Below are 24546 nucleotides of genomic sequence, written 5' to 3'. Positions count from 1 at the left end.
CGACACTGTCGGGCACGCCAGCGGCAGCTTGAGGAACCAGGCGCCGATCGCCTTACCCGCTATCGAAGTTTGTCTTTGTTCAGCATGGCCCATTGCAACAGCGTAATCGTCTTCAGATCGAAGATTTCGCCGCTTTCGATCATCGCCATCGCCTCGGGCAGCGGGATTTCCAGCACCTCGATATCCTCGTGCTCCTCCTCCAGTCCACCGCCATTCGACGTGCGGTCGGCGAGATCGATCGCGGCAGCGAAGAAGTGGATGATTTCCGTGATGGCGCCGGGACTGCTGTAGGATTTGAAGAGAAAACTGACGTCACGCACCGTATAGCCCGTCTCCTCCACTGCCTCGCGGCGGATGGCGGCTTCGGGATCCTCGCCATCGAGCAAACCAGCCGGAACTTCGATCACCCATGCCGGGTCACCTTCGAGGTGGGCAGGCAGACGGAACTGCTTCACCAGCACGACGATATCGCGCTTCGGGTCGTAAAGCAGGATACAGGCGGCGGGCGTGCGGTGATAGATTTCACGCCTCAGCCGATGGGTCGCACCCTTACTGTCGGTATAATCGATCTGATAGCTTTCCAGCCTCGTCCAGGCATCGGACAGCGTTTGGCTGTCGACGATTTCCACTTTTGCCTTGTGCGTCATGCAATTTCCTTTACGGTGTCCTTGCGGAGCCAGACCTTGTTGTCGTGGACGGCAGCGCCGCCATAGGGCGCTACGGGATCGGCGCCGGTGAGAACATTGATGCCTTCGCCGTCGACATGCGCCTTGTTGGGCCAGAGACCTTCTGCAATCAGCACGCCGGGTTTTACCTCGGTCGTGACGCGGGCATGGATGCGCAGATCACCGCGCATATTGCCGATCCGGACGAGGTCGCCGTTGCCGATGCTATTGGCCTCGGCATCGACAGGGTTGATCATCACTTCGGGGCGGCCTTCCTTCTGGCGCGATGTCTTGGTTTCCGAGAAGCTCGAATTCAGGAAGTTGCGCGCCGGCGAGGTCGCCAGCCGGAAGGGATGTTCGGAATCGGCGGTTTCGATGACGTCGACCTGATCCGGGAACGGCGGCAGTTCAGCATAGGGGCCGAGCGTGCCGACCGAAGCCGGCGGCTTGTTCGGGGCAGCGCCGTTCATCCAGTCCGGCCGGAAATGGAACTTGCCGTCGGGATGGGCAAAGCCGTTGAGATAATGTGCTTCCTCGAAGACCGGCTGTCGGTCGAACCACTTGTGTTCGAGGAAATAATCGTAATCCGGCAGATTGCTGGCTGCCAGCACTCGGTCGATCATTTCGCGGGCCGTGAAGCCGAAGCCGGGGCGATCGGCGACGCCAAGGCGCTTTGCCAGTTCTTCGATGACGAAGAGGTTGGTGCGCACGGTCTCCGGCGGCTCGACCAGCTTGGGTCCAAGCAGAATGTGGTTCTGGCCGCCGGCGCGGTAGATGTCGTCATGCTCGACGAACATGGTGGCGGGAATGACGATATCGGCCATTTCAGCCGTCTCGGTCATGAACTGCTCATGGACGGCTATGAAAAGGTCCTCACGGGCAAAGCCGCGCTTCACTAGCCGCTGTTCCGGCGCGATATTCACCGGATTGGTGTTCTGGATCAGCATGGCGGTGATCGGGCCACGATGGCGAAGGGCCACCGCATCGCCCGTCAGCGCCCGGCCGATCTGCGACTGGTCGATCATGCGGATGTCGGCATCCTTCATCGACTTGCCGGTGAGCTCTGCATTGTTCATGCGGAAGATATCGCTGTTGGAATGGAAGGCGCCGCCGCCTTCATATTGCCAGGAGCCGAGCACGGTGGCGACCGAGGCGGCTGCATGCATGGCGACAGCACCGTTGCGCTGGCGGGTAAAACCGTAGCCGAGGCGGAAGAAGGTCTTTTTCGTCGTGCCGACGAGCTTGCCGAAGGCTTCGATCTCCTCGACCGAAAGGCCGGTTATCGCAGCCGCCCATTCCGGCGTCTTCGATTTCAGATGCGCTTCGAGACCGGCTGGATCGTCGGCATATCTGGCCATGTAATCGCGGTCGGCGTAACCGTCGCGGAAGGCGATGTGCATGACGGCGCAGGCGAGTGCTGCATCCGTGCCGGGCCTGACGACGAGGGCCATGTCGGCCTGCTTCATCGTCGGATTATCGTAGATGTCGATGACGACGATCTTGGCGCCACGCTCCTTGCGCGACTTGATCGCGTGGGTCATCACATTGACCTGCGTGGCAACCGCGTTGGTGCCCCAGATGACGACGCAATCGGTACGTGCCATCTCGCGCGGATCGGGGCCACGCAGCATGCCGGTGGCCATGGTGAAGCCAGTCCAGGCAGGATTGGTGCAGATCGAGGAGAAAAAGCCGGAATAGCGCTTGGCATGACGCAGCCGCTCGATCGAGTCGCGCTGCACCCAGCCCATGGTACCGGCGTAAAAATAGGGCCAGATCGCTTCGCTGCCGTCTTTAGTCTCGGCTTTCACGAAGGCTTCGGCAATCTCGTCCAGCGCGTCGTCCCAGGAAATCTGCTGCCACTGCCCCGCCCCCTTGGCGCCGGTGCGGCGCAGCGGATGCATGAGACGATCCGGATGATAGAGGCGCTCGGCATAACGGGCGACCTTGGCGCAGATGACGCCCGATGTATAGGAGTGGTCATTCGCACCGCGGACACGGCCGATGCGGCCGTCTTCCGTAATATCCACCTCCAACGCGCAGGTGGAGGGACAGTCGTGCGGACAGGCCGTGTGACCGATCCGGGATTTGGCGTGGATGGGGGTCGCAATGTTCATGCGATTTCTATATGCCAAGCCTCAGGCGGCCAAAAGGCACAAAAACTCCCTGTCATCCGAATTCATAACAGGCATCAGCGAAAATGAACTATCGCCATATCTATCATGCAGGTAATTTTGCCGATGTTCTGAAGCATGCGGTGCTGGCGCGGCTCATCCGTTACATGCAGAAAAAGGAGGGCGGTTTCCGGGTGCTCGACACGCATGCCGGTATCGGCCTTTATGACCTATCCTCCGAGGAAGCGCAGAAGACGGGGGAATGGCAGGGCGGTATCGGCAAGCTGCTCGAAATCGATCTCGGACCGCAGGTTTCAGAGCTTCTGGAACCCTATCTCTCCGCCATCCGCGAGCTGAATCCCCAGGGCGGTCTGCGCTTCTATCCCGGCTCGCCGAAGCTTGCCCGCATGCTCTTCCGCCCGCAGGACCGGCTTTCGGCGATGGAACTGCATCCGGAAGATTTTGTCCGGTTGCATCGCGTCTTCGAAGGCGATCACCATGCGCGCATCACCGAGCTCGATGGCTGGCTGGCGCTCGGCGCGCATCTGCCGCCCAAGGAAAAGCGCGGTATCGTGCTCGTCGATCCGCCTTTCGAAGAGGACGGCGAATATGAGCGGCTGGTGGATGGCCTTGCCAAGGCCTTCAGGCGCTTCCCCGGCGGCACCTATTGCCTCTGGTATCCGCTGAAAAAGGGCGCGCCGATCAAGGAGTTCCACGAGGCGCTGCAGGCGACGGAGATTCCGAAAATGCTTTGCGCCGAACTTGCCGTGCGCAGCGACCGCGAGACGACGGGACTGACGGGCTCCGGCCTCATCATCGTCAACCCGCCCTTCACGCTGAAGGATGAATTGCACCAGCTGCTTCCGGCTTTGAAGGACCATCTGGCGCAGGATCGTTTCGCCTCGCAACGTGCCTTCTGGCTGCGCGGCGAGACGAAGGCCACCAGGGGCGATTGACCGAATCTCCGGGGACGGGAAATAGTTCCGTCATCCGCAATTCAAAGGTGCCTCATGAAGCTTCTCTGCTCCCCGACCTCCCCTTTCTCCAGCAAGGTGCGAATGGCCGCCCGCCATCTCGGCCTCGAGATGGCGGAAATCCGGGTCGATACGAATGCAGGCCCGGCGATCCTTGTGGACAACAATCCGCTCGGCAAAATCCCGACGCTGCTGACTGACGGCGGCACCTCCGTCTTCGACAGCATCGCAATCATGCATTATTTCGACCGGTTGACGAAAGGTGCGCTCTATCCTTCAAAGAAGGGCAAGCGCACCGATGCCGAAGTGCTGGAGGCGCTTTGCGATGGCGTTTGCGATTGCCTGCTGGCGATCGTCTACGAGCGCCGTTTCCGCGATGAGGAAAAGGTGCATCAGCCCTGGATCGACCGGCAGTGGAAAAAGGTCGAGACCTCACTGAACTATCTGGCTGCCAATGCGCCGAAGCTCGGCAAGAAGCTGCATGGCGGGCATTTCGCGCTTGCCGCTACGATCGGCTACCTCGATCTGCGCTTCAAGGGCCAGTGGGAGGAGGACCATGCTGAGCTGATCGACTGGCTCGGAAAGTTCGAAAAGGCGTTCGACGGCTACGAGCAGCTGAAGCCCCAGGCTTGAGAAATTTGAGAGCAAGGAAGACGACAAAAAAGCCGGGCGCGAGGCCCGGCTTTTTCATGCTGGATGCAATCCGTATCAGAACTTGACGCCGATACCGACCTTGACGCTGTTTTCGTCGAAGCCGCGCGAAACGCTGCCGGAGTCGAGGTTGTAATCCTTGCTCTGGTAGTCGGTATAGCGGTATTCGAGGCGCGTCGTGATGTTGTTGGTCACGAAGGCTTCGACACCGGCGCCGACCGTGTAGCCATAGGCGGTCTTGCTGTCGGAAGACGTGCCGTCGGAGACCTTGGTATCAGCAAGCGCCAGACCCGCGGTACCATAGAGCAGGAAGGGGTTCAGGTCGTAACCGACGCGGCCGCGGACGGAGCCGTTCCAGCCGGTCTTGTTCTTGATGCCGCCTTCAGTGACGTCAGCGTCGCCATAACCGAGATCGGCTTCAGCGCCGTAAACGATCTGACCCTGCTGGAAATTGTAGCCGGTGAAGAGCTGGCCGCCCCAATCATAGGTGTTGCGGTCATGACCGAAGCTACCCATGTTGTAGGTGGCTGCGCCACCGAGATAAAAGCCCTGCCAGTTATTGACCGGAGCCGGGGTTTCCTCAGCGACCGGAGCCTGCGGAACCTGATCCACGGCGTCGGCTGCCTGTGCGACCGAGAAACCGCCAACGGCGAGAGCGGAAGCCATGAGGCCAGCAAACAGTATACGCATACTTATCTCCTTTCAGTCCCGCGCGCTCGTCAACTCAAACTCGGCGAAGCATTCACGGGGGATTACTAAATGTCCCTTCCGGATCGAGAGTGAAATTGGAATGCAAATGCGGATTTGAAAGAGCCAAATTGTGATATCATTGTGGCTGGGCGACGGCAGAAATTCGATGTTGCTTGAGTGCAACATACATTTTATTAAGGATAATATTCCGTTAAACCGAAACTACACTCTTTAATAAATCAATCCGTCAAATAATACATAGAATATCCACACCAGATGGGCAATGCTTTCGGCCTATTTATATAATGAAGACCCGCCCTTATATAGTCGACAACCAGACTCGCAGGACCAGAAGGCAGGAACTTGACCCAGAAGAGACTTCGCGCAGCGCTTGTAACCGGTTCCGCCAAAAGAATAGGCCGGGCAATCGCCGAAGACCTTGTTGCCAATGGTTTTTCAGTCGCGATCCACGCCAATGGCGCGATGGCTGAGGCTGAAGATTTTGTGGCGGAATTGCGGCAAAAGGGCCATCAGGCGGTTGCGATCAAAGCTGATATCGCCCAAATCGATCAAGCGAGCGGGCTTATCGAAAAGGTCTGCAAGGCGCTTGGACCAATCGATTTGCTTGTCAACAATGCATCGATTTTTCTTGAGGATTCGCTCTCCAAATTCGATGCGCAGGTGTGGGACCAGCACTTCGCCATCCATGTTCGTGCGCCGTCGATCCTTGCCGCCAAGTTCGCGGAACAGTTGCCGGAGACGGCTGAGGGGCTGATCGTCAATATCATCGACCAGCGTGTCTGGGCCCTACGGCCGAGTTTCTATTCCTACACACTGTCGAAATCGGCGCTGTGGACGGCGACACAGACCATGGCACAGGCGCTGGCTCCACGCATCCGCGTCAATGCGATTGGCCCCGGCCCGTCGATGCCAAGCGAACGGCAATTGCAGGAAGACTTCCAAGCGCAGGTCTCAGCCCTTATCTTGAAGCGTGGACCTCAGCTCAGGGAATTCGGCCGAACGATTCGTTTTCTGTTCGAGACTCCTTCGATCACGGGTCAGATGATTGCACTCGACGGCGGCCAGCATCTCGCGTGGCAGACGCCTGACGTGCTGGAGATCAAGGAATGAATGCCAAGAAGCTGCCCGATGGCGGTGTTCTTTACGACGAGACCGACGACAATGACGACGATATCATCGAGGTGGAAGGCGATGCCGCAGCCTCGCCGATTTCGGCGTCGATCGACTGGAATGCCGGCAGCATCAACGAAACTGGCCTTGTCGGCGCGGAGCTGATCGCCGAATTCGTCAAGCGCCTGCCGAACAGCCCCGGTGTCTACCGCATGTTCAACGAGGCGGGCGACGTGCTCTATGTCGGCAAGGCCCGCAGCCTGAAGAAGCGCGTCGGCAATTACGCAATGGGCCGCGTGCATTCCAACCGCATTGCCCAGATGGTGCGTCAGACCGCCAATATGGAATTCGTCACGACACGGACGGAGACCGAGGCGCTGCTCCTGGAAGCGAATCTGATCAAGCGTTTGCGGCCGCGCTTTAACGTGCTGCTGCGAGACGACAAGTCGTTTCCCTATATTCTGATAACAGGTGATCATCGCGCTCCCGCCATCTTCAAGCACCGCGGCGCCCGCGCCCGCAAGGGCGACTATTTCGGTCCCTTCGCCTCGGCTGGTGCGGTCGGCCGCACGATCAATTCGCTGCAGCGCGCTTTCCTGATCCGCACCTGTACCGACAGCGTCTTCGAAACACGCACCCGGCCCTGCCTGCTCTATCAGATCAAGCGCTGCTCAGGACCCTGTACGCATGAGGTCAGCGACGAAGGCTATGCGGAACTGGTGCAGGAGGCCAAGGACTTCCTTTCCGGCAAGAGCCAGAAGGTGAAGGAACATATGGCGGAGGCGATGAACGCTGCCGCCGAGGATCTCGATTTCGAACGCGCTGCCATCTATCGCGACCGTCTTGCCGCTCTGTCGCATGTGCAGAGCCATCAGGGCATCAATCCGGCCGGCGTCGAGGAGGCGGATGTCTTCGCCATCCATCACGAAGGCGGGATTTCCTGCATCCAGGTGTTCTTCTTCCGCACGGGACAGAACTGGGGCAACCGCGCCTATTTCCCGAAGGCCGACCCGCAACTGTCGGGAGCCGAGGTGCTGAACGCGTTCCTGGCGCAATTCTATGACGACAAGCCGGTGCCGCGGCAGATCATGCTGTCGGAGACGGTCGAGGAACTGGAACTGCTGGCAGCGGCTCTGAGTGAAAAAGCCGGGCACAAAGTCTCGATCCTCGTTCCCCAGCGCGGCGAAAAGCGCGATCTGGTCGAGCATGTAATCGCCAACGCCCGCGAGGCGCATGGCCGAAAGCTTGCCGAGACGGCATCACAATCGCGGCTGCTGGAAGGCTTCAAGGAGACTTTCGGCCTGCCCTATGTACCGCAGCGCGTCGAGATTTACGATAACTCGCATATCATGGGCACGAATGCGGTTGGCGGCATGGTGGTCGCCGGGCCGGAAGGTTTCGTGAAGAACCAGTATCGCAAGTTCAACATCAAATCGACCGACATCACGCCGGGCGATGACTTCGGCATGATGCGCGAGGTGATGACCCGGCGCTTCTCGCGTCTACTAAAGGAAGAGGGCATTCCGGACCGGACTGCGCAAAACTCCCCCGCTGATGCGGCCGATATGCCCTTCCCTGCATGGCCGGATGTCATCCTGATCGACGGCGGCCAGGGGCAGATGACGGCGGTGCGCGCCATCCTGGAAGAGCTCGGCATTACCGACAGCGTGATCGCCATCGGTGTCGCCAAGGGTGTCGACCGTGAAGCCGGGCGCGAACGTTTCTTCGCGCCAGGCAAGGGAAGTTTCACGCTGCCGCCGCGCGATCCGGTTCTCTATTTCATTCAGCGCATGCGCGACGAGGCCCACCGTTTCGCGATCGGTTCCCACCGCGCACGGCGTAAGAAGGAGATGGTCAAGAACCCGCTCGACGAGATCGGCGGCATTGGTCCGTCGCGCAAGCGGGCGCTACTGCAGCATTTCGGTACGGCGAAAGCTGTATCGCGCGCCGCGCTTTCCGACCTGATGGCGGTAGAAGGCATTTCCGAGACCGTCGCAAAGCAGGTCTACAATCATTTTCACGACGACGCCGCGAAATAGGCGGCGACGGTCGCAAATTCCGCCCAAAGGCGGCGAAAAAACAGAAAGAATGTTGACGGTCGAAGGGCAAAGCCGTCATCTACCGCCGCACTATCAAAGAGAACCGCTTCATGGCATCGCGCGCGTATAACATTCCCAATCTCCTGACTTACGGCCGCATCCTGGCGGTGCCGCTGATCGTCGTCTGCTTCTTCATCGAAGGCCGGCTCAACAGCAGCGACACGGCGCGCTGGGTGGCGCTGTGGATCTTCATCATCGCCTCGCTCACCGATTTTCTCGACGGATATCTCGCGCGCATCTGGAACCAGACGTCGAATATCGGTCGCATGCTGGACCCGATCGCCGACAAGCTGCTGGTTTCCGCGATCCTGCTGCTGGTCGCAGCCGACGGCACGATCGCCGGCTGGTCGCTCTGGGCGGCGATCATTATCCTCTGCCGTGAAATTCTGGTGTCGGGCCTGCGCGAATATCTGGCAGGGCTGAAGGTCAGCGTGCCGGTGACGCGCATTGCGAAGTGGAAGACGACGCTGCAGCTTGTGGCCATCGCTTTCCTGCTCGCCGGCCCGGCCGGTGACGCGATTTTCCCCTATACGACCTGGACCGGGATTGCACTTCTCTGGATCGCCGCACTCCTGACGATCTATACTGGCTATGATTATTTCCGCGCCGGCCTGAAACACGTGGTGGATAACGAAGAATGACACGGCTTGTCTATTTCGCCTGGGTGCGCGAACGCATCGGCAAGGGCGAGGAGGAAATCGAACTCCCCTCCTCCGTCGTCAGCGTTGCCGATCTTCTGAATCATTTGAAGAGCCTGGGCGAAGAATATGAGATGGCTCTTCAATATCCCGACGTGATCCGGGTCGCGATCGATCAGGAACATGTGGAGCATGACGAGCCCATAACAGGCGCAAAGGAAATCGGCATTTTCCCGCCGATGACGGGTGGCTGAGAACGGCAGTACCGTCGGGCTGAGGAGCCTGCTGTGACCATTATTCCCACCATACGCGTCCAGCGCGAGGATTTCGACCTGCAGACGGAAGTCGACCGGCTTTCCAAAGGCAAGCCCGGTATCGGCGCGGTCGTCACCTTCTCCGGCCTCTGTCGCGATGAAGGCGGCACACTCTCGGCACTCGAACTGGAACACTACCCTGGTATGGCCGAGGCGGAGATGACCCGCATCGGCGAACTCGCCATCGAGCGGTTCGGGCTTAACGGCCTCACCGCGATCCACCGCTTCGGCAAAATTGCGGCGGGTGAGAATATCGTGCTGGTCGTCGCAGCAGCTCCGCACCGGCAGGCCGCCTTCGACGGTGCCAACTTCGTGATGGATTTCCTGAAGACCTCCGCACCCTTCTGGAAGAAGGAGCACGGCAAGGATGGACATTCGGGTGAATGGGTCCCGGCAAAGGACACCGACGACAAGGCGCGCGACCGCTGGAAATAATCAGAGCACGACGCGTTCGCGGCGGCTCATCACCAGCAGGAGTACCAGCAGCGCGAAGATGGCGAGATCACGCCAAATGAAGGAGCCGTAGGCGCCCCAGAGCGTCTCGACCAGCGCCAGGCCGGCCGCGCCGCCCGCCGAGCGCAGCGGATCGGAATAGCCGCCGACTGCCGCAATCATCAGCACCTTGAGGCCGAACATCAGCCCGGCGCCGAAATCCATCGAACCGTAATAGAAGGTCGCTAGAATGCCGCAGCATGTGGCGACGAGCGCGGCCGCCGCGTAGGAAACCAAAAAGACGCGGCTGGCGCTGGTGCCGCAGAGTTCGGCGGCAAGCGGATCGTCGATGACGGCCCGCCACAGACGCCCCCATGCTGTGCGCTTCACGATCAACGTGCCGATCGCGATGATCGCGCACATCAGCAGAGTATCCAGAAGCTGGATATAGGTGAGGGTCACCTGAAAGACGCCGTCGCTCCAGAAGGCGACGGTATCATTCAGGAGTGGCGGCAGCCAGATGGCGCGGGTATTGGCGGCCAGGCGCGCCGTCTCCATCAGCACGATCATCATGCCGAGTGCCGCAACCATCACCGTGTTCGGCGACTTGCTGGCGAGCGGCTGCATGATGGATCGTCCGATCCAGATGCCTGCCCCGACCGAATAGATCAGCGAGGCGAAAACACCGATCGCGATCGCCGCCGGCAGCACCAGCCACAGCCGGTTATAGGCCATATCAGTGAAGAGCAGCAGAATCTGGCCGGCAAAGGCGATGATCGCCCCGTAGGTGATGTCGGCCCTCTTCGTCACGCCAAAAGCTATCGAGTAACCGAAGGCAAGCGTGGCGTAGAGTGCTGCGAGCGGCACCGCATTCGCCAGTTGCTGCAGAAGATAAGCCATTCCCGACACTCCGGATCGCTATAAATAATAACTGGCAAAATGTGTTTTACCAGTTATATTTTTCCCATGAGCTTTTCCTGGACCCCTCACCGCTTTTCCGGCGGCGCGCTGGCGCTTGATGTCGCCAACAGCGTCATCCTTCGTCACGACACGGCGCGCCGTATCGACCGCTTCGAGGCCGAAGAGCAAATGGAGCGTTTCCCGGCGGCGGCACAGGAATTCTGCGCCGAACGGGCGCTTTTCGGCGACATAGCGCCGGTAGGAGCGCAGAATAGAGAGAACTTTATCGAACTGCGCGAAGCGACGGACAGATACTTCCGGCAGCGCGTACTTGAGGGAAATGACGACAGGCTGCTCGCCGAACTGCTGGAGACGCTGGCTCGAACGCTGCGCGGGGCAGCGGAAAAGGGTCTCGATACGGCGACGGCTCATTCTGTCTTGCGGCTGCTCGCCATGCCGGACCCGCAGCGAATGAAGATCTGCGGCAATTGCGGCTGGCTGTTCATCGACCGCAGCAAGAACAAAAGCCGTGCCTGGTGCGACATGGCCGTCTGCGGCAATCGCGCCAAGGCGATCAGGCATTACCGGAGGAAAAAGAAGGAGGAGACGCCATGAAGCGGCGCTCAATCATCACGGCTCTAGCGGCAGCGGGACTTTTGCTTTCCGCTTGCCAGCGCCAGGCCGAAACCATGCTGGAAGTGACGGGGCACCTCTTCGTCTTCAATTATCGCGTCGCAAGCGCCACCTATCTGCTGACGCTGAAGAAGACGGCGCCTATCCCCGATGGGTCATCCATTGTCGCCGAATTCGAAAATCCGCAGGGCGGTGCGCCGCTGGTTCTGAACCAGAAGGTTTTTCCGATGGATGACAAGATTTCGGTCCAGAGTGAAAACCTGCACTGCGTGGTCAAGGACCGGCTCTATTCGGTGACAGTCAAGCTGGTCGATAAAGATGGCAAGGTCCTGCAGGAGTTGAAGGCGCAGTTCAAATCCGATCTCGACCAAACGGTGCTGCCGAGCAAACCGCTGGTGGTCGGCGCGGGATACGAGAAGAACCCTGAGGTTTTCAAACCGGACGGCACGACGGATTTTTCCAATACGGACAAGTGTCCGGCCTGAATCCGCAAAACAAAAAAGCCGAGACAAGCCCGGCTTTTCTCGATCAATTCAATGCTCGCGCGCTGAATCAGCCGACGATTTCGGTGTCGGAGAACCAGTACTTGATTTCCTGGGCAGCCGTTTCCGGGGCGTCGGAACCGTGGACCGAGTTTTCGCCGATCGAGAGAGCATGAACCTTGCGGATCGTGCCTTCGGCAGCGTTTGCCGGGTTGGTTGCGCCCATGATTTCGCGGTTCTTGAGGATGGCGCCTTCGCCTTCCAGAACCTGAACGACGGTCGGGCCGGAGGTCATGCCTTCGACGAGCTCGCCGAAGAACGGACGGTCCTTGTGAACAGCGTAGAAGCCCTCAGCTTCGCGCTTGCTCATCCAGACGCGCTTGGAGGCGACGACGCGCAGGCCGGCATCTTCGAGCATCTTGGTGATAGCGCCCGTCAGGTTGCGCTTCGTTGCATCCGGCTTGATCATCGAGAAGGTGCGTTCAATCGCCATAATTCAGATCCTCATACTCATCGGGGAAAAGTGGGCGGTCTTTACCCGCCTCACCGCCTGAAAACAAGGGGTCTATGGCAATTTCACGCCGCTGTCACAGTCCGGCCCCGGCTTTCATGGAGATCGAGGCAGCGCTCGAACCAGACCATGACGGGGTCGTCAGCAGCCAGCATGGCAAGGCCGGCGGCGATGCGCAGCCATTGCAGCGCCCCGAAGACGATGTAATCGGCAAAGAGCGGGCCGTCGCCGCCGATGAAAGGCTGAAACTTCAGCATATGGCGCATCGGCTCAAGCTTGGTGGCGAAGGCTTCTCTCTCCGCGTCGCGTCCGGCGGCGAATTCTTCCAACGGCTTGCCCAGGCGCTCCTCACGGCTGGCCCTGAAATAGGCTTTGTCGCCCTCATCGAGGATCGAATGAATATCGAGTAGCGCAATCCGCATGACCGCCGGATGAATGATCATTTGCGAATAGCCTTCAACCATTCGCGACAGGGCCTTGCCGCCCTCCCCCTTGAAGAGCGACGGGCGGTCGGGATAGGCCTCTTCCAGATAGAGAGCGATATCGAAACTGTCCGATACCAGCCGGCCATTGTCATCCAAAACCGGCACGGTTTTGGAAAAGCCACCGCCGACCGCGGCGATGCGGCTATAGGTCGTTGGTACCTCCTCGAAATCGAGGCCCTTGTGGGCAAGCGCCATCACCGCCTTCCAGCAATGCGGCGAGAAGAGGTGGCGCTCGTCAGCGCCGCACAGGGAATAGAGAGCTCTGGTCATATCAGTCCTTTCGATATCGCGGCTTTCTCCACTCCACGACAAAAGGCGCCCGCGATCAAATCAGGAAAATTCATGGCGTCATCACTCTCGCTTCTACAGACTGTGACGATTTCCTTGCCAGCTTCGGGCTTCGTCCAACTCACAGTGATCGCCATTTGGCTTAGAAGTTAGTTCGACGCCATCGCCCATGTATAATTCAGCAGAATTGAATGCTACAAATAGCGAAACCGCTGGAAATACTTACCCGATTTCTGCGCTAGACGCCTTTAAACTTGTAGGCGTCGTCCCTACGTGCTTAAGCGTTATGTCTATCAAGGCAACACCGATGTGAGATCACTCACGACTGCACCGCCCTTAGTGGGGACTCGGAACGCGCGGTCATTTTTCCAGACAACGAGCAGCCCAAGCGTTCGACACGTTCACAGTGCGTCGAGCGAATAGGCGCGCCCCTCCCCCTCTTATCAACCAACAACCAACCAGGCGGCCGTCGGGTGGACGAACCCGCACGCCCATGCGAGAGAAAAAATGGAAACCCTGCAATATCTTAGTCCGGCGGGATGGAAGGCAATCGAAATCGCCGTCCTGCTCCTCGTGCTGGCAGCCCTGTTCCGGTGGAGTGGCGTGGTCCGCTATATCCCAAACGACAGGCTCGGCATTCTCGAAAAACTGTGGAGTTTTCGCGGCTCCGTCGAGAACGGCTTCATTGCGCTCTATGGAGAGGCCGGCTTCCAGCCGGAAGTCGTGCGCGGCGGCCTGCATTTCTTCATGCCGTTCCAGTATTCGATGCATCGCGCCAATCTCGTGACCATTCCACAAGGACAGATCGGTTATGTCTTCGCCCGCGACGGCGAGCCGTTGCCGCCGACCCAGACGCTTGCCTCGAATGTCGACGCCGATGATTTCGAGGACGTACGCGGCTTTCTCACGAAAGGCGGCCAGAAAGGGCCGCAGCGCAAGATCTTGCGCGAAGGCACCTATGCTATCAATCTCGCGCAGTTCATCGTGCTGACCGCCCAGTCGACCTATGCCGTCAACCTGAATGCTTCGGAACAAAGACTGTTTGCCGACATGTCGACTTTGATTGCTGAGCGAGACGGCTTCGTGCCCGTCGTAATCCATGATGCCGAGGACCTGATCGGCATCGTGACCATCCATGACGGTCCGGCGTTGCCGGATGGCGAGATCATTGCCCCGAGCGTTGCCAACAACCCGAAGGATCCAAACTTCCACAACAATTTCCAGGATCCGGAGAAGTTTCTCAATGCCGGCGGTTATCGCGGGCGGCAATTGCAGGTGCTTGCCGACGGCAGCTATTTCCTCAACCGCATCTTCGCAACAGTCGAACTGGTCGAGAAGACGATTATCGACGTTGGTACGGTGGGCGTCGTTGTCTCCTATACCGGCCGTCGCGGCGCGGATATCTCGGGCCAATCCTATCGTCACGGCGAACTCGTCGAGACGGGCGCACGCGGTGTCTGGTCGACGCCGCTTCTGCCGGGCAAATATGCCTTCAACACCTATGCCGGCAATATCGTCATCGTCCCGACCACCAACTTCGTGCTCAAATGGACCAAGGAACAGTTCGGCGAGCACAGGCTGGACGAGAACCTTTCGGAAGTGTCGCTGATCACCAAGGATGCGTTCGAACCGGTGCTGCCACTCTCGGTCGTCGTGCATATCGACTATATGAAGGCGCCCCTCGTCGTGCAGCGTTTCGGGGATATCAAACGTCTCGTCGAACAGACGCTCGACCCGATGGTTTCGGCCTATTTCAAGAATATCGCCCAGACCAAGACCTTGATCGAGCTGCTGCAGGAGCGCAGCGAAATCCAGCGCAAATCCGGCGAGGAAATGCGTGAGAAGTTCGGCTCCTACAGCCTCGAACTGCAGGAGGTACTGATCGGCACGCCCCGCGCCGGCAGTGGCCAGAACAGCATAGAGCAGATCCTGATCCAGTTGCGCGAGCGCCAGATCGCCGTTGAAAAGGTCGAGACCTATAAATTGCAGGAGGCGGCTGCGATCCAGGAGCGCACATTGCGCGAAAAGGAAGCGCTCGCCGAACAACAGGCCAAAATCACGACATCGGCACTCACGATCGAGATCAGCGAAAACGAAGGCAAGGCGCAGCTCGCCCGCACCCGCCAGCAGGCGGAAACTATACAGGTTACCGCCAAGGCGGAGGCCGAGAAGGTGCGCCTTGCAGGCCTCGGCGAAGCCGACCGGATCAAGGCCGTCGCCCTTGCCGATGCCGAACGCATCAAGGCCACCGGTCTTGCGGATGCCCAGAAGGTGCGCGCCATCGGTCTGGCGGAAGCCGAGGCCACCGAGAAGAAAGTCGCCGCCTTCGGCGGGCCGGACTACCAGCTCAACTCGCAGGTCCTCATGCGCTTTGCCGAGGCGATCGAAAATGGCAGGCTGCCACTGGTGCCGCAGATCCAAGTCGGCGGCGGCGGCGAAAAAGGCGCCACCAATGGCCTTGTGGAAATGATGCTGTCGATGCTGGTCGCCGACCGGCTTGGAAGGCAGGGCTCACCGGCTGCGGTACCGGGGCCGACCGAGCAGAATTGAGTACGGATGGGCCGTTCATTCCGGCCCATTCTTTTTGCGCTGCCATCCAAAGCGGAACTGGGGTTTCGTCAAATTGGCGGCCATGACGGCGCTAGGCTCTTCCAGCCAGCAAGACCGCATTAACCGCCTTTGCCGGCTCCCCCGCCAATCCAGCGTTTCCCGTTGAAAATTCAGCCTCCATTAAAATCTTGCAGGCATAGCGGAACGAAGGAATCGAAGCCGGACTGCGGGGGATCGTCATGCAGACTGCCGTTGCAAATGCATTGAATGCGCGAGAGGCGACGCGGCCGGCGCCGGCGGCTGACGTGCAGAAAGTCGCTCAGCACATGATGCGGCTGAACGTGGCGGGCCTGCCGCGCAACTATGAACTGTTCCATGAGGCACTGATCGGCCTGAATGCCGGGCTGGCGCAGGATATCGCAGCCCTCGGTTCACGTCCGCAGCAAGAGGCTCTGGACGATCTCGGCCTGCGCTATCGGCTCGTCGGCCATTACGGGCTGGCGGGCGACCGCTCGCGCGACGAAGCGAGCCGCATTCTCAGGGAAACTGCCGAGCGGCTCGCCGAGGGGCGCCTGCATCACCAGGCCTTCTCGCGTGCCTGCGAGACAATCCTCAAATCCGTCACGGGTCAGCAGGAGCACCAGAGCCTTGCCGACTTCATGGCCGAGGTCGAGTATCTCGCCGCCTCGCTTTCAGCCGTGCTTGCCGCTGAGCGCACGATCGGCACGACGCTGGAAAAGGATATCGAACGGCTGGCGGCGCTGGAGCGCGGCATTTCGGCCGTGCAGGCGGCAACGGTCACCGACAAGATCACCGGCCTGCCAAACCGTATCGGCCTCAATCGTGCACTCGACGACCTCTATGGTCAGGAAGACGGTGCGGCCGGCAGCGCGCTGATCATGATCGACATCGATGATTTCAAGGGACTTACCGCACGCTACGGTGCGCAGACTGGCAACAAGCTTCTGAAGAAGCTTGCCGGCCTCTTCCGCAAGACGGTGAAGAAAAACGATTTCATTGCGCGCCTGGAGGCTGACGAATTCGCCTTCCTCTTTGCCAATGTCGGCATGCAGGATGCGCTGGCGATCGCCGAACGGCTGCGCAGTTCCGTCGAGGACAATCTCGTCTTCGCGGCGTCCGACACGTCGGCGGCAAGCGGCCTGACGATTTCGGTTGGGGTAGCACTCAGCGGCGATGCGGCAACACCCAGCCAGCTCCAGGCCAATGCCCGTGTGGCGCTGCTCGCCGCCCGGTCCAACCCACGCCAACCGGTGCAGGCCTTCGGGCGCTGACGCGGTGAACTATCGACGGCGGACAACAGTCATCAGCCATTCGCTGTCTACGACGAACCGATCGTCGAAGCCGGCGCTGCTCCATCTTGCCTTGGCGGCGGCTTTCGGCCAAAACCGCGCGCATGATCACGATTTCAGATATCTCCGCCCGCATCGCCGGCCGACTGCTTCTCGACCATGCCAGCGTTTCGCTGCCGTCAGGCACGAAGGCGGGGCTTGTGGGACGCAACGGCGCCGGCAAATCCACCCTTTTCCGCGTCATATCAGGCGATCTGGGAGCGGAAAGCGGGACGATATCGATCCCCAAGAATGCGCGCATGGGCCAGGTGAAGCAGGAAGCGCCAGGTACCGAGGAATCGCTGATCAATATCGTACTGTCCGCCGACAAGGAGCGCGCGGCACTGCTTTGGGAGGCGGAGACGGCCACCGACCCACACCGTATCGCTGAAATCCAGATGCGCCTCGTCGATATCGACGCGCATTCGGCGGAAGCGCGCGCCGCCAGCATCCTCTCAGGCCTCGGCTTCAATCAGGAAGCCCAGGCGCGGCCGGCCTCCTCCTTCTCGGGCGGCTGGAGGATGCGCGTGGCGCTCGCCTCCGTGCTCTTTACGGAGCCGGACCTGCTGCTGCTCGACGAGCCGACGAACTATCTCGACCTCGAAGGAACGATGTGGCTCGAAGATTACATCCGCCGCTACCCGCATACGGTCATCATCATCAGCCACGACCGCGATCTGCTCAACAATGCGGTCAATTCGATCGTGCATCTCGACCAGAAGAAGCTCACCTTCTACCGCGGCAATTACGACCAGTTCGAGCGGCAGAAGGCGGAAGCCGACGAGCTGCAGATGAAGGCAAAGGCGAAGAACGAGGCCGCGCGCAAACACCTGCAGAGCTTCATCGACCGCTTCAAGGCCAAGGCTTCCAAGGCAAAGCAGGCCCAGTCGCGCGTCAAGGCGCTGGAGCGCATGGGCACGGTCGCGGCCGTGGTCGAGGATCACGTTCAGCCGATCACCTTTCCCGAACCCGAAAAGCAGCCGGCATCGCCGATCGTCGCGATCAGCGGCGGCGCGGTCGGCTACGAGCCTGGCAAGCCGATCCTCAAGGGGCTCAATCTGCGCATCGACAATGACGATCGCATTGCGCTGCTCGGCTCGAACGGCAACGGTAAGTCGACCTTTGCCAAATTCATCTCAGGGCGGCTTGCGGCTGAGAGCGGTGAGATGCGCCTCGCACCGGGCCTGAAGATCGGCTTCTTCGCGCAGCATCAGCTCGACGATCTCGTGCCGAACGAAACGCCGGTCGAACATGTGCGCCGGCTGATGCCGACGGAGCCCGAGGCCAAGGTGCGCGCCCGCGTGGCGCAGATGGGCCTTGCAACGGAGAAGATGGCGACAGCTGCGAAAGACCTCTCGGGTGGCGAGAAGGCGCGCCTGCTGATGGGGCTTGCTGCCTTTCATGCGCCGAATCTCCTGATCCTCGATGAACCGACGAACCACCTGGATATCGACAGCCGCCGCGCGCTGATCGAGGCGCTGAACGATTACAATGGCGCCGTTATCCTGATCTCGCACGACCGGCACCTGATCGAGGCGACCGTCGACCGTCTCTGGCTGGTCAACAACGGCACGGTGACGACATTCGAAGGCGACATGGATGAGTATCGCGACCTGATCGTTGCGTCCGGCAAGAAGAAGGAAGAGCCGAAACAGGCCGACGAGTCTTCTTCGAAGGCCGACCAGCGCAAGCTGAACGCCGACAAGCGCGCCTCGCTTGCTCCGCTCAAGAAAAAGATCAACGAAATCGAATCCTTGACCGGCAAGCTGGAGAAATTGATTCAGGCTCTTGATGCGGAGCTTGCAGATCCGGCGCTCTACGAAAAAGCACCCGCCAAGGCCGCCGAAAAAGCCAAGCAGCGCGGTGAGGCCGCCGCCAAGCTCGCCGCTGCCGAAGAGCAGTGGTTGGAACTATCCTCGGAATATGAGGAAGCGATGGCGAGCTGACGCGTTGACCGCGCTTCGCACAGCCGGGCTCCGCGCAGGCCGGCTTTTTCATGCCTAAAAATCCACCCTTTTTTGGTACGCGGCGAAGTGCCGCGCAATGGCACAGATCGAGCCGTTCTCAACCGATCGTTAACCATAATCAGAAAGGTTGTCTCAACTTTCCTCGCTGATTTGTTGAGCCCTTTCATGTATCGTTTCATCGCCTTGTCCAGCATTGCGCTGACCGTTGCCCTTGCCGGTTGCGCCACTACCAAGCAGCCGGAACCGGATACCACGATCAAGACGTCTTCCATCATTGCGCCCGAGGGCAAAAGCCCCGCCAAAAAGAACGAGGAAGAGGCTGATGTCTCCCACTATGACGGCTGGCATCATCTGGCCGGCCGCACACTTGAGGTCTCCTCGCTCTCCGAATTGAAGCTGCATGACAAGGAAGTGATCCTGAGCTTCGACGACGGGCCGATCCCCGGACGTACCGACAGGGTTCTGGCGATCCTCGACAAGTTCGGCGTCAAGGGCGCCTTCATGATGGTTGGCCACATGGCCGAGTTGCACCCGGAGCTTGCCCGCAAGGTCGCCGAGGATGGCAATGCGATCGGAAGCCATACCTACCAGCACGCCGATCTCGCCACCCTGGGCTTCGATGCCGCGATGAAGGAGGTCGTCAAGGGCCAACTGGCCGTGACCAGGGCGACCGGTGAGGATGTGAACTTCTTCCGCTTCCCCTATCTTGCCGAAAGCCAGAAGCTGCGTACCGCCATCGCCATGCGCGACATGGTCGTCATGGATGTGGATATCGACAGCAAGGACTATTTCAACACGACGCCGGTCGCCGTCACCAGACGGACGATGGACCAACTGCACAAGCGCGGCCGCGGCATCATCCTGATGCACGACATCCACAAGCGTACCGCGACGATGTTGCCGACGCTGCTTTCGAAACTCGAAACAGAAGGCTACAAGGTAGTGACGCTGAAGTTCAAAAAGAGCTCCGCACCGGTGGAAATGGCTTCGCTCTGACAGGGGTGGCTTGCCCGCGGATCGCTTTCTGATAAAACGGCGCGCAATAAGTCATACTTTTAGCGAAACACCGAACGCGAGCTTCACCATGTCAGCCATCAACCTCGCCATCGTCGGCGTCGGCAAGATCGTCCGCGACCAGCACCTCCCCTCCATCGCCGCCAATGCCGACTTCCAGCTGGTGGCGACGGCAAGCCGCCACGGCACGGTCGACGGCGTTACCGCCTATACGTCGATAGACGAGATGCTGGCCGCCGAACCGTCGATCGATGCCGTTTCGCTCTGCATGCCGCCTCAGTATCGCTATGAAGCCGCATACAAGGCACTGGTCGCCGGCAAGCATGTCTTCCTCGAAAAGCCGCCGGGCGCGACGCTGAGCGAAGTGGCCGATCTCGAAGACCTCGCCAGCAAGCAGGGGGCGACACTGTTTGCAAGCTGGCACTCGCGCTACGCAGCAGCCGTCGAAGCCGCAAAATCCTTCCTCGCTTCAACCGAGATCAAGAGCGTGCACGTGATCTGGAAGGAAGACGTGCGGCACTGGCATCCGAATCAGGAATGGATCTGGCAGGCCGGCGGCCTCGGCGTATTCGATCCCGGCATCAACGCGCTTTCGATCGTCACGCACATCCTCCCCAAGGCGATTTTCTTGAGCGCCGGCACGCTGGAATTCCCTGAGAACCGTGACTCGCCGATCGCTGCCGATCTGCATTTTCGCAATGTCGACTACGTTCCGGTTCATGCCGAGTTTGACTGGCGCCAGACGGGCAAGCAGAGCTGGGACGTCATCGCGGAAACGGCCGCCGGTCAGATGGTTCTGTCCGAAGGCGGATCGAAGCTCTCTGTCAACGGCGAGCTGAAGTTCTCCGCGCCCGAAGCCGAATATCCGGCGCTTTACCGCCGTTTTGCCGAACTCATCAAGGACGGCAAATCGGATGTCGATCTGGCACCGCTGCGCCATGTCGCCGACGCTTTCATGCTCGGAAAACGGAAGTTCGTAGAAGCGTTTTACGACTGATCGGTCTCGCGGCAGATGCTATCCCTCCCGCATAATGCTAGAATGGGGCACCGACATTTGAGGGCCGCTTCCATGCAGCAGGAGCAGGATGATTCTTTCGGATTGGGCGTTCGGCATCTGACGGTCAGGCTTGCCGACGCCAATGCGAAATGGCGGGAAGCCTATCTGCTGGAAGAGGCCAGGATTCGCGAGGCGCTTGGCTCTCTGGCGATCGACATCCAGCATTTCGGCAGCACCGCTATTCCCGGCATCAAGGCGAAGCCGATCATCGACATCCTGATCGGCGTGCCGTGCCTCGAGGACGGGCTTGCCTGCATCGAGCCGATGGAAAAGATCGGCTACGACTACGCCGGGGCGGACATAGTGCCCGACGACCACCTCTTCGGCCGCGGCGTTACAGGCGAGACGCGCACGCATCTTGCCCATGTCGTCGAATATCAAGGCTTCAACTGGAGGCGGAATATTTTCTTCCGCGACAGGCTGCGAAACGACCCGCTGCTTGCGCTGGCCTATGAAGATCTGAAGATCGGCCTTGCGCAGAAATATGCCGAAAGCCGCGCCGCCTACACCGGTGCGAAGAAGGATTTCATCGACACGGTTCTGGCAGAAGCGGGCCTCGCCTGACGACCTAAAGCGCACTGCGATCTCTCAGATTCGCCTGCCGCGCTTTAGGCCTTTGTTTCGCTTATCATACTTGCAAATCCGCACTCTTTTGCGCGGCATGCTCCAGTCAGGCCTTCTTTTCCCAACGCCCCTCCGGGGTTTGCTGCCAATAGGTGAGGTTGTGCCCCTCGCCTTTCAGCCTCTTCCATTGGGAGCGGGCGCCTTCGAGCTGCTCCTGATCATAACCGTCGAACATGAAGACGATCCGCTCGTAATCTGCTGCGGGCGGCGGCTCGGCACCGTCGACGATGAAGCGGACGGTGGCGGCATTTCGGTTTTCCGTCGAGGTGGTGAGGAGAACAGGTTGATCCTCGGCACAATCGGCCTCGTCCGTCCCATGCGGCAGGAAGCTGTCCTCCCGATAGGTCCACAGATGCGCGTCCAGCGCGTCGCGCCGCGTGGCTTCCTTCATCTGGATGGCGACGCGCCAGCCGCGTTCGACACTCTTGTCGAGCAGCGGCGGAAGCGCGTCTTCCAGCTTCGATTCCGTCAGGTGGTAGAAGAGAATTTCCGTCATCGTGTTTCGTAGTTCGCACGCACCAGTTCATCGAGCAGGCGCACGCCGAAGCCGGACCCCCAGGACTGGTTGATCTCATCCTGCACCGAACCCATCGCAGTTCCGGCAATGTCGAGGTGCGCCCAGGGCGTATCCTGCACGAATCGTTTCAGAAAATGGGCCGCAGTGATGGAGCCGGCGAGGCGGCCGCCGGTATTCTTCATGTCGGCAAACTTGCTGTCGATCATCTTGTCGTATTCCTTGCCGAGCGGCATGCGCCACAGTTTCTCGTTCGTCACGAGACCGGCTGCGGTCAACTGTGCAGACAGCGGATCGTCATTCGAGAAGAGACCTGCATGGCTATTGCCGAGTGCGACCAGGATAGCGCCCGTCAGGGTCGCGAGATTGATCATGAACCGGGGCTTGAAGCGGTCGTTGCAATACCAGAGCGCATCGCAGAGCACGAGGCGGCCTTCCGCGTCTGTGTTGATCACCTCGATCGTCTGACCGGACATGGAGGTGACGATGTCGCCCGGACGCTGGGCGTTGCCATCGGGCATATTTTCCACAAGGCCGATGATGCCGACGGCATTGACCTCGGCCTTGCGTGCGGCAAGCGTGTGAATGAGCCCGGTAACGGCTGCGGCGCCACCCATATCGCCCTTCATGTCTTCCATGTTGGCGGCCGGCTTGATCGAGATGCCACCAGTATCGAAGACGACGCCCTTGCCGATGAAGGCGATCGGCCGGTCCTTGCTCTTGCCGCCCTTCCACTGCATGACCGCCAGGCGCGGCGGACGAACGGAGCCCTGGGCGACGCCGAGCAGCGCTCCCATGCCAAGACGACGCATCTCGCGCTCTGTCAGGATTTCCACCTCAACACCGAGCTTTTCCAGATCCTTGGCCTTGGCGGCAAATTCCACCGGGCCAAGGACGTTCGGCGGCTCGTTGACCAGATCGCGGGCGAGATTGACGCCGCCAGCGATCGCCTCGGCATCGGCAAAGGCCTTCTTGGCGGCAACAGCGTCGGCCGTGACGATCGTCACCTTGACCGACTTTGCCTGCTTCTCTTCGTCGTCATTCTTCTTCGTCTTATAGGTATCGAAGCTGTAGGCACGCAGCAGCATTCCGAGGGCAAAATCTGCCGCAGCCTTGGCGCTGACATTTACGCCCGGCGCGTCGATGAAGATTGTTGCCCTCTCGGTGTTCCTGATCCGCGAGGCGGCGCTGCCGCCGGCCTTCAACCAGTCGTGAACGGCAAGATCTGCCGCCTTACCGAGGCCGATGACGACGATGCGCTCGACAGGCGCACCCTCTGGCGCCACCAGGTCGAGGGCTGCCATCGATTTTGCCGAGAAGCGCGCAATTTTCGATGCCTTGGCGATCACCCCCGCCGGATCGGCGATATCGGCTCCAGCCGCAGAATCGGCCTCGGATGTCTTCAGAAGGATCGCGAGGCCGCCGCTCGGCTTTACCGATTTTGAGAATGAAATTTCGAATTTTGCAGACATGTCTTCTCCGATGGGATTCATGAAATCCGTTCGGGAGGGATAATTTCGCGTTTGGCAGGTCTGTCAATGGCCGACGACAGTTGTTATGTTCCGCGCGGCCGCCCGGCCAAATGGTTTTCGTCAGTTTCGTAGATGTTTGCGTTGACAGTTTTTTCGAAAAATCGATGGCGGGGTCCGGCAATCCGCCTGCCGCAAACGGCATTCGGCGTATTCGTGCTGCTCTTCTGGGTCTGGTGGCTTCTGCTCGCCCTGTTTCGGGCCTTTCCCGGGATAGATATTTATTTTTCCCAGCTTTTTTTCGTGCAGGAGGCATGCGGCCCATCGGCGCCCGCCACGCAGATCTGCGGCTCATTCCCTTATCGGAGCGAGGCTGTCCTCGGCCTCTTGCGCACGCTCTTCTTCTACATCCCCTATATCGTTACCGCCGTGATGCTATGGAAGCTCGCCGAGTGTTATCAACAGCATGGCGCGACGTTCAACGCGCCGCGTGCCCGTAATCTCAAGGTCGCGCTCGGCACGCTGCTCATCGGCCCTGTCCTTCTCGTCAATGTGATCCTCAAGGATCATTGGGGCCGGCCGCGCCCGGTCCAGACGGATTTCTTCGGCGGCACGCTGCATTTCGCCGAGGCCGGTTCACTCGCCGGCAAGTGCGTCTCGAACTGCTCCTTCATCTCCGGCGAGGCGGCAAGCGCGGGCTGGCTGTTCTGCCTGCTGATCTTCGTTCCGAAATCTCTGCGCTATGCGCTTCTGGCACCCGTTGCCGCCGTTTCCATCCTGACGCCAGCGATGCGGCTTTCATTCGGCGCTCACTATTTATCTGATGTGGTACTGGGGTGGCTTTCTTCGGTCGTCATATTCGCAGCGCTGATGGCGCTTGCTGAGTCGCCACGGCGACAAAAAAATTCTGAAATTTGAATGAATTTTTGACACTGCCTTGTCGCAAAACCGCGACAAACAGCGTAGAGGGAATCTCCTGTCGGCCATAACGGCCCGCA

Annotated in this window: 24 protein-coding genes; 16 read left to right on the top strand and 8 right to left on the bottom strand. The window is 59.9% G+C overall.

The window, feature by feature from the left end:
• Positions 1 to 59 precede the first annotated feature (59 nt).
• Complete coding sequence (locus tag FHX15_RS13050; protein ID WP_184397662.1) at positions 60 to 647, bottom strand: NUDIX domain-containing protein; 588 nt, start codon at positions 645 to 647, stop codon at positions 60 to 62.
• On the bottom strand, positions 644 to 2779 hold the full coding sequence (locus FHX15_RS13045) for a molybdopterin-dependent oxidoreductase (protein ID WP_184397660.1): 2136 nt from the start codon (positions 2777 to 2779) through the stop codon (positions 644 to 646). Before FHX15_RS13045 ends, FHX15_RS13050 begins: the two co-directional genes overlap by 4 nt.
• Positions 2780 to 2862: 83 nt before the next feature.
• Between FHX15_RS13045 and FHX15_RS13040 the strand changes: the two genes are divergently transcribed.
• Positions 2863 to 3732, top strand: a complete 870-nt coding sequence (locus tag FHX15_RS13040; protein ID WP_184397658.1) for a 23S rRNA (adenine(2030)-N(6))-methyltransferase RlmJ — start codon at positions 2863 to 2865, stop codon at positions 3730 to 3732.
• Positions 3733 to 3786: 54 nt separating this feature from the next.
• Entirely contained in the window at positions 3787 to 4383 is a 597-nt protein-coding gene (locus FHX15_RS13035) for a glutathione S-transferase (protein ID WP_184397656.1), read from the top strand.
• 75 nt (positions 4384 to 4458) lie between these two features.
• Here the strand turns inward: FHX15_RS13035 and FHX15_RS13030 are convergent, their stop codons facing one another.
• Positions 4459 to 5091 (bottom strand): outer membrane protein, encoded by a 633-nt coding sequence (locus tag FHX15_RS13030; RefSeq protein ID WP_184397654.1) that lies wholly within the window; start codon positions 5089 to 5091, stop codon positions 4459 to 4461.
• Positions 5092 to 5454: 363 nt separating this feature from the next.
• Between FHX15_RS13030 and FHX15_RS13025 the strand changes: the two genes are divergently transcribed.
• The 5 genes from FHX15_RS13025 to FHX15_RS13005 all read left to right on the top strand — a co-directional run bounded on the left by FHX15_RS13025 (position 5455) and on the right by FHX15_RS13005 (position 9708).
• On the top strand, positions 5455 to 6222 hold the full coding sequence (locus tag FHX15_RS13025; RefSeq protein WP_184397653.1) for an SDR family oxidoreductase: 768 nt from the start codon (positions 5455 to 5457) through the stop codon (positions 6220 to 6222).
• Positions 6219 to 8261: an excinuclease ABC subunit UvrC gene (gene uvrC / locus FHX15_RS13020; RefSeq protein ID WP_184397651.1), complete on the top strand. Its 2043-nt coding sequence runs from the start codon at positions 6219 to 6221 to the stop codon at positions 8259 to 8261. The genes FHX15_RS13025 and uvrC overlap by 4 nt, the downstream gene beginning before the upstream one ends.
• A gap of 110 nt (positions 8262 to 8371) precedes the next feature.
• Positions 8372 to 8962 (top strand): CDP-diacylglycerol--glycerol-3-phosphate 3-phosphatidyltransferase, encoded by a 591-nt coding sequence (pgsA, locus tag FHX15_RS13015; protein ID WP_184397649.1) that lies wholly within the window; start codon positions 8372 to 8374, stop codon positions 8960 to 8962.
• Positions 8959 to 9213 carry a molybdopterin converting factor subunit 1 gene (gene moaD / locus FHX15_RS13010; protein WP_184397648.1) on the top strand — a complete coding sequence of 85 codons (255 nt, stop codon included), beginning with the start codon at positions 8959 to 8961 and terminating at the stop codon, positions 9211 to 9213. The genes pgsA and moaD overlap by 4 nt, the downstream gene beginning before the upstream one ends.
• A gap of 33 nt (positions 9214 to 9246) precedes the next feature.
• On the top strand, positions 9247 to 9708 hold the full coding sequence (locus tag FHX15_RS13005; protein ID WP_184397646.1) for a molybdenum cofactor biosynthesis protein MoaE: 462 nt from the start codon (positions 9247 to 9249) through the stop codon (positions 9706 to 9708).
• Here FHX15_RS13005 and FHX15_RS13000 read toward each other — a convergent pair whose 3' ends face one another.
• Positions 9709 to 10605 carry a branched-chain amino acid ABC transporter permease gene (locus FHX15_RS13000; RefSeq protein WP_184397644.1) on the bottom strand — a complete coding sequence of 299 codons (897 nt, stop codon included), beginning with the start codon at positions 10603 to 10605 and terminating at the stop codon, positions 9709 to 9711. It lies immediately after the preceding gene.
• Positions 10606 to 10671: 66 nt separating this feature from the next.
• On the opposite strand from FHX15_RS13000, the gene FHX15_RS12995 reads away from it, so the two are divergent.
• Together FHX15_RS12995 and FHX15_RS12990 are read left to right on the top strand one after the other, a co-directional pair.
• Complete coding sequence (locus FHX15_RS12995; RefSeq protein ID WP_184397642.1) at positions 10672 to 11220, top strand: CGNR zinc finger domain-containing protein; 549 nt, start codon at positions 10672 to 10674, stop codon at positions 11218 to 11220.
• On the top strand, positions 11217 to 11723 hold the full coding sequence (locus FHX15_RS12990) for a hypothetical protein (protein WP_184397640.1): 507 nt from the start codon (positions 11217 to 11219) through the stop codon (positions 11721 to 11723). The genes FHX15_RS12995 and FHX15_RS12990 overlap by 4 nt, the downstream gene beginning before the upstream one ends.
• A gap of 67 nt (positions 11724 to 11790) precedes the next feature.
• Here FHX15_RS12990 and ndk read toward each other — a convergent pair whose 3' ends face one another.
• A complete protein-coding gene (gene ndk / locus FHX15_RS12985; protein ID WP_112565949.1) occupies positions 11791 to 12213 on the bottom strand; it encodes a nucleoside-diphosphate kinase in 423 nt (140 codons plus the stop codon).
• An 83-nt stretch (positions 12214 to 12296) separates the two neighbouring features.
• Positions 12297 to 12986 (bottom strand): glutathione S-transferase family protein, encoded by a 690-nt coding sequence (locus FHX15_RS12980; protein ID WP_184397638.1) that lies wholly within the window; start codon positions 12984 to 12986, stop codon positions 12297 to 12299.
• A 525-nt stretch (positions 12987 to 13511) separates the two neighbouring features.
• Between FHX15_RS12980 and FHX15_RS12975 the strand changes: the two genes are divergently transcribed.
• The 6 genes from FHX15_RS12975 to FHX15_RS12950 all read left to right on the top strand — a co-directional run bounded on the left by FHX15_RS12975 (position 13512) and on the right by FHX15_RS12950 (position 21505).
• Positions 13512 to 15554 carry an SPFH domain-containing protein gene (locus FHX15_RS12975; protein WP_184397636.1) on the top strand — a complete coding sequence of 681 codons (2043 nt, stop codon included), beginning with the start codon at positions 13512 to 13514 and terminating at the stop codon, positions 15552 to 15554.
• A 239-nt stretch (positions 15555 to 15793) separates the two neighbouring features.
• Positions 15794 to 16846, top strand: a complete 1053-nt coding sequence (locus FHX15_RS12970) for a sensor domain-containing diguanylate cyclase (RefSeq protein ID WP_184397634.1) — start codon at positions 15794 to 15796, stop codon at positions 16844 to 16846.
• A gap of 122 nt (positions 16847 to 16968) precedes the next feature.
• Positions 16969 to 18849 (top strand): ABC-F family ATP-binding cassette domain-containing protein, encoded by a 1881-nt coding sequence (locus FHX15_RS12965; protein WP_184397632.1) that lies wholly within the window; start codon positions 16969 to 16971, stop codon positions 18847 to 18849.
• Positions 18850 to 19035: 186 nt separating this feature from the next.
• Positions 19036 to 19866, top strand: coding sequence for a polysaccharide deacetylase family protein (locus FHX15_RS12960; RefSeq protein ID WP_184397630.1), 831 nt, complete (start codon positions 19036 to 19038; stop codon positions 19864 to 19866).
• 88 nt (positions 19867 to 19954) lie between these two features.
• On the top strand, positions 19955 to 20881 hold the full coding sequence (locus FHX15_RS12955) for a Gfo/Idh/MocA family protein (protein WP_184397628.1): 927 nt from the start codon (positions 19955 to 19957) through the stop codon (positions 20879 to 20881).
• A 72-nt stretch (positions 20882 to 20953) separates the two neighbouring features.
• A complete protein-coding gene (locus tag FHX15_RS12950; protein ID WP_184397626.1) occupies positions 20954 to 21505 on the top strand; it encodes a GrpB family protein in 552 nt (183 codons plus the stop codon).
• A gap of 106 nt (positions 21506 to 21611) precedes the next feature.
• Here FHX15_RS12950 and FHX15_RS12945 read toward each other — a convergent pair whose 3' ends face one another.
• Positions 21612 to 22061: a DNA polymerase III subunit chi gene (locus tag FHX15_RS12945; protein WP_184397624.1), complete on the bottom strand. Its 450-nt coding sequence runs from the start codon at positions 22059 to 22061 to the stop codon at positions 21612 to 21614.
• Positions 22058 to 23551, bottom strand: coding sequence for a leucyl aminopeptidase (locus FHX15_RS12940; protein ID WP_184397622.1), 1494 nt, complete (start codon positions 23549 to 23551; stop codon positions 22058 to 22060). The genes FHX15_RS12945 and FHX15_RS12940 overlap by 4 nt, the downstream gene beginning before the upstream one ends.
• A gap of 141 nt (positions 23552 to 23692) precedes the next feature.
• Here FHX15_RS12940 and FHX15_RS12935 point away from each other — a divergent pair, with 141 nt between their 5' ends.
• Complete coding sequence (locus FHX15_RS12935; protein ID WP_184397620.1) at positions 23693 to 24466, top strand: phosphatase PAP2 family protein; 774 nt, start codon at positions 23693 to 23695, stop codon at positions 24464 to 24466.
• Positions 24467 to 24546 lie beyond the last annotated feature (80 nt).

It is taken from the genome of Rhizobium sp. BK650 (assembly GCF_014195325.1).
Lineage (GTDB): Bacteria > Pseudomonadota > Alphaproteobacteria > Rhizobiales > Rhizobiaceae > Rhizobium.
The sequence above is the reverse complement of the archived record's forward strand: the minus strand, read 5'-3'. Positions and strand labels throughout refer to the sequence as shown.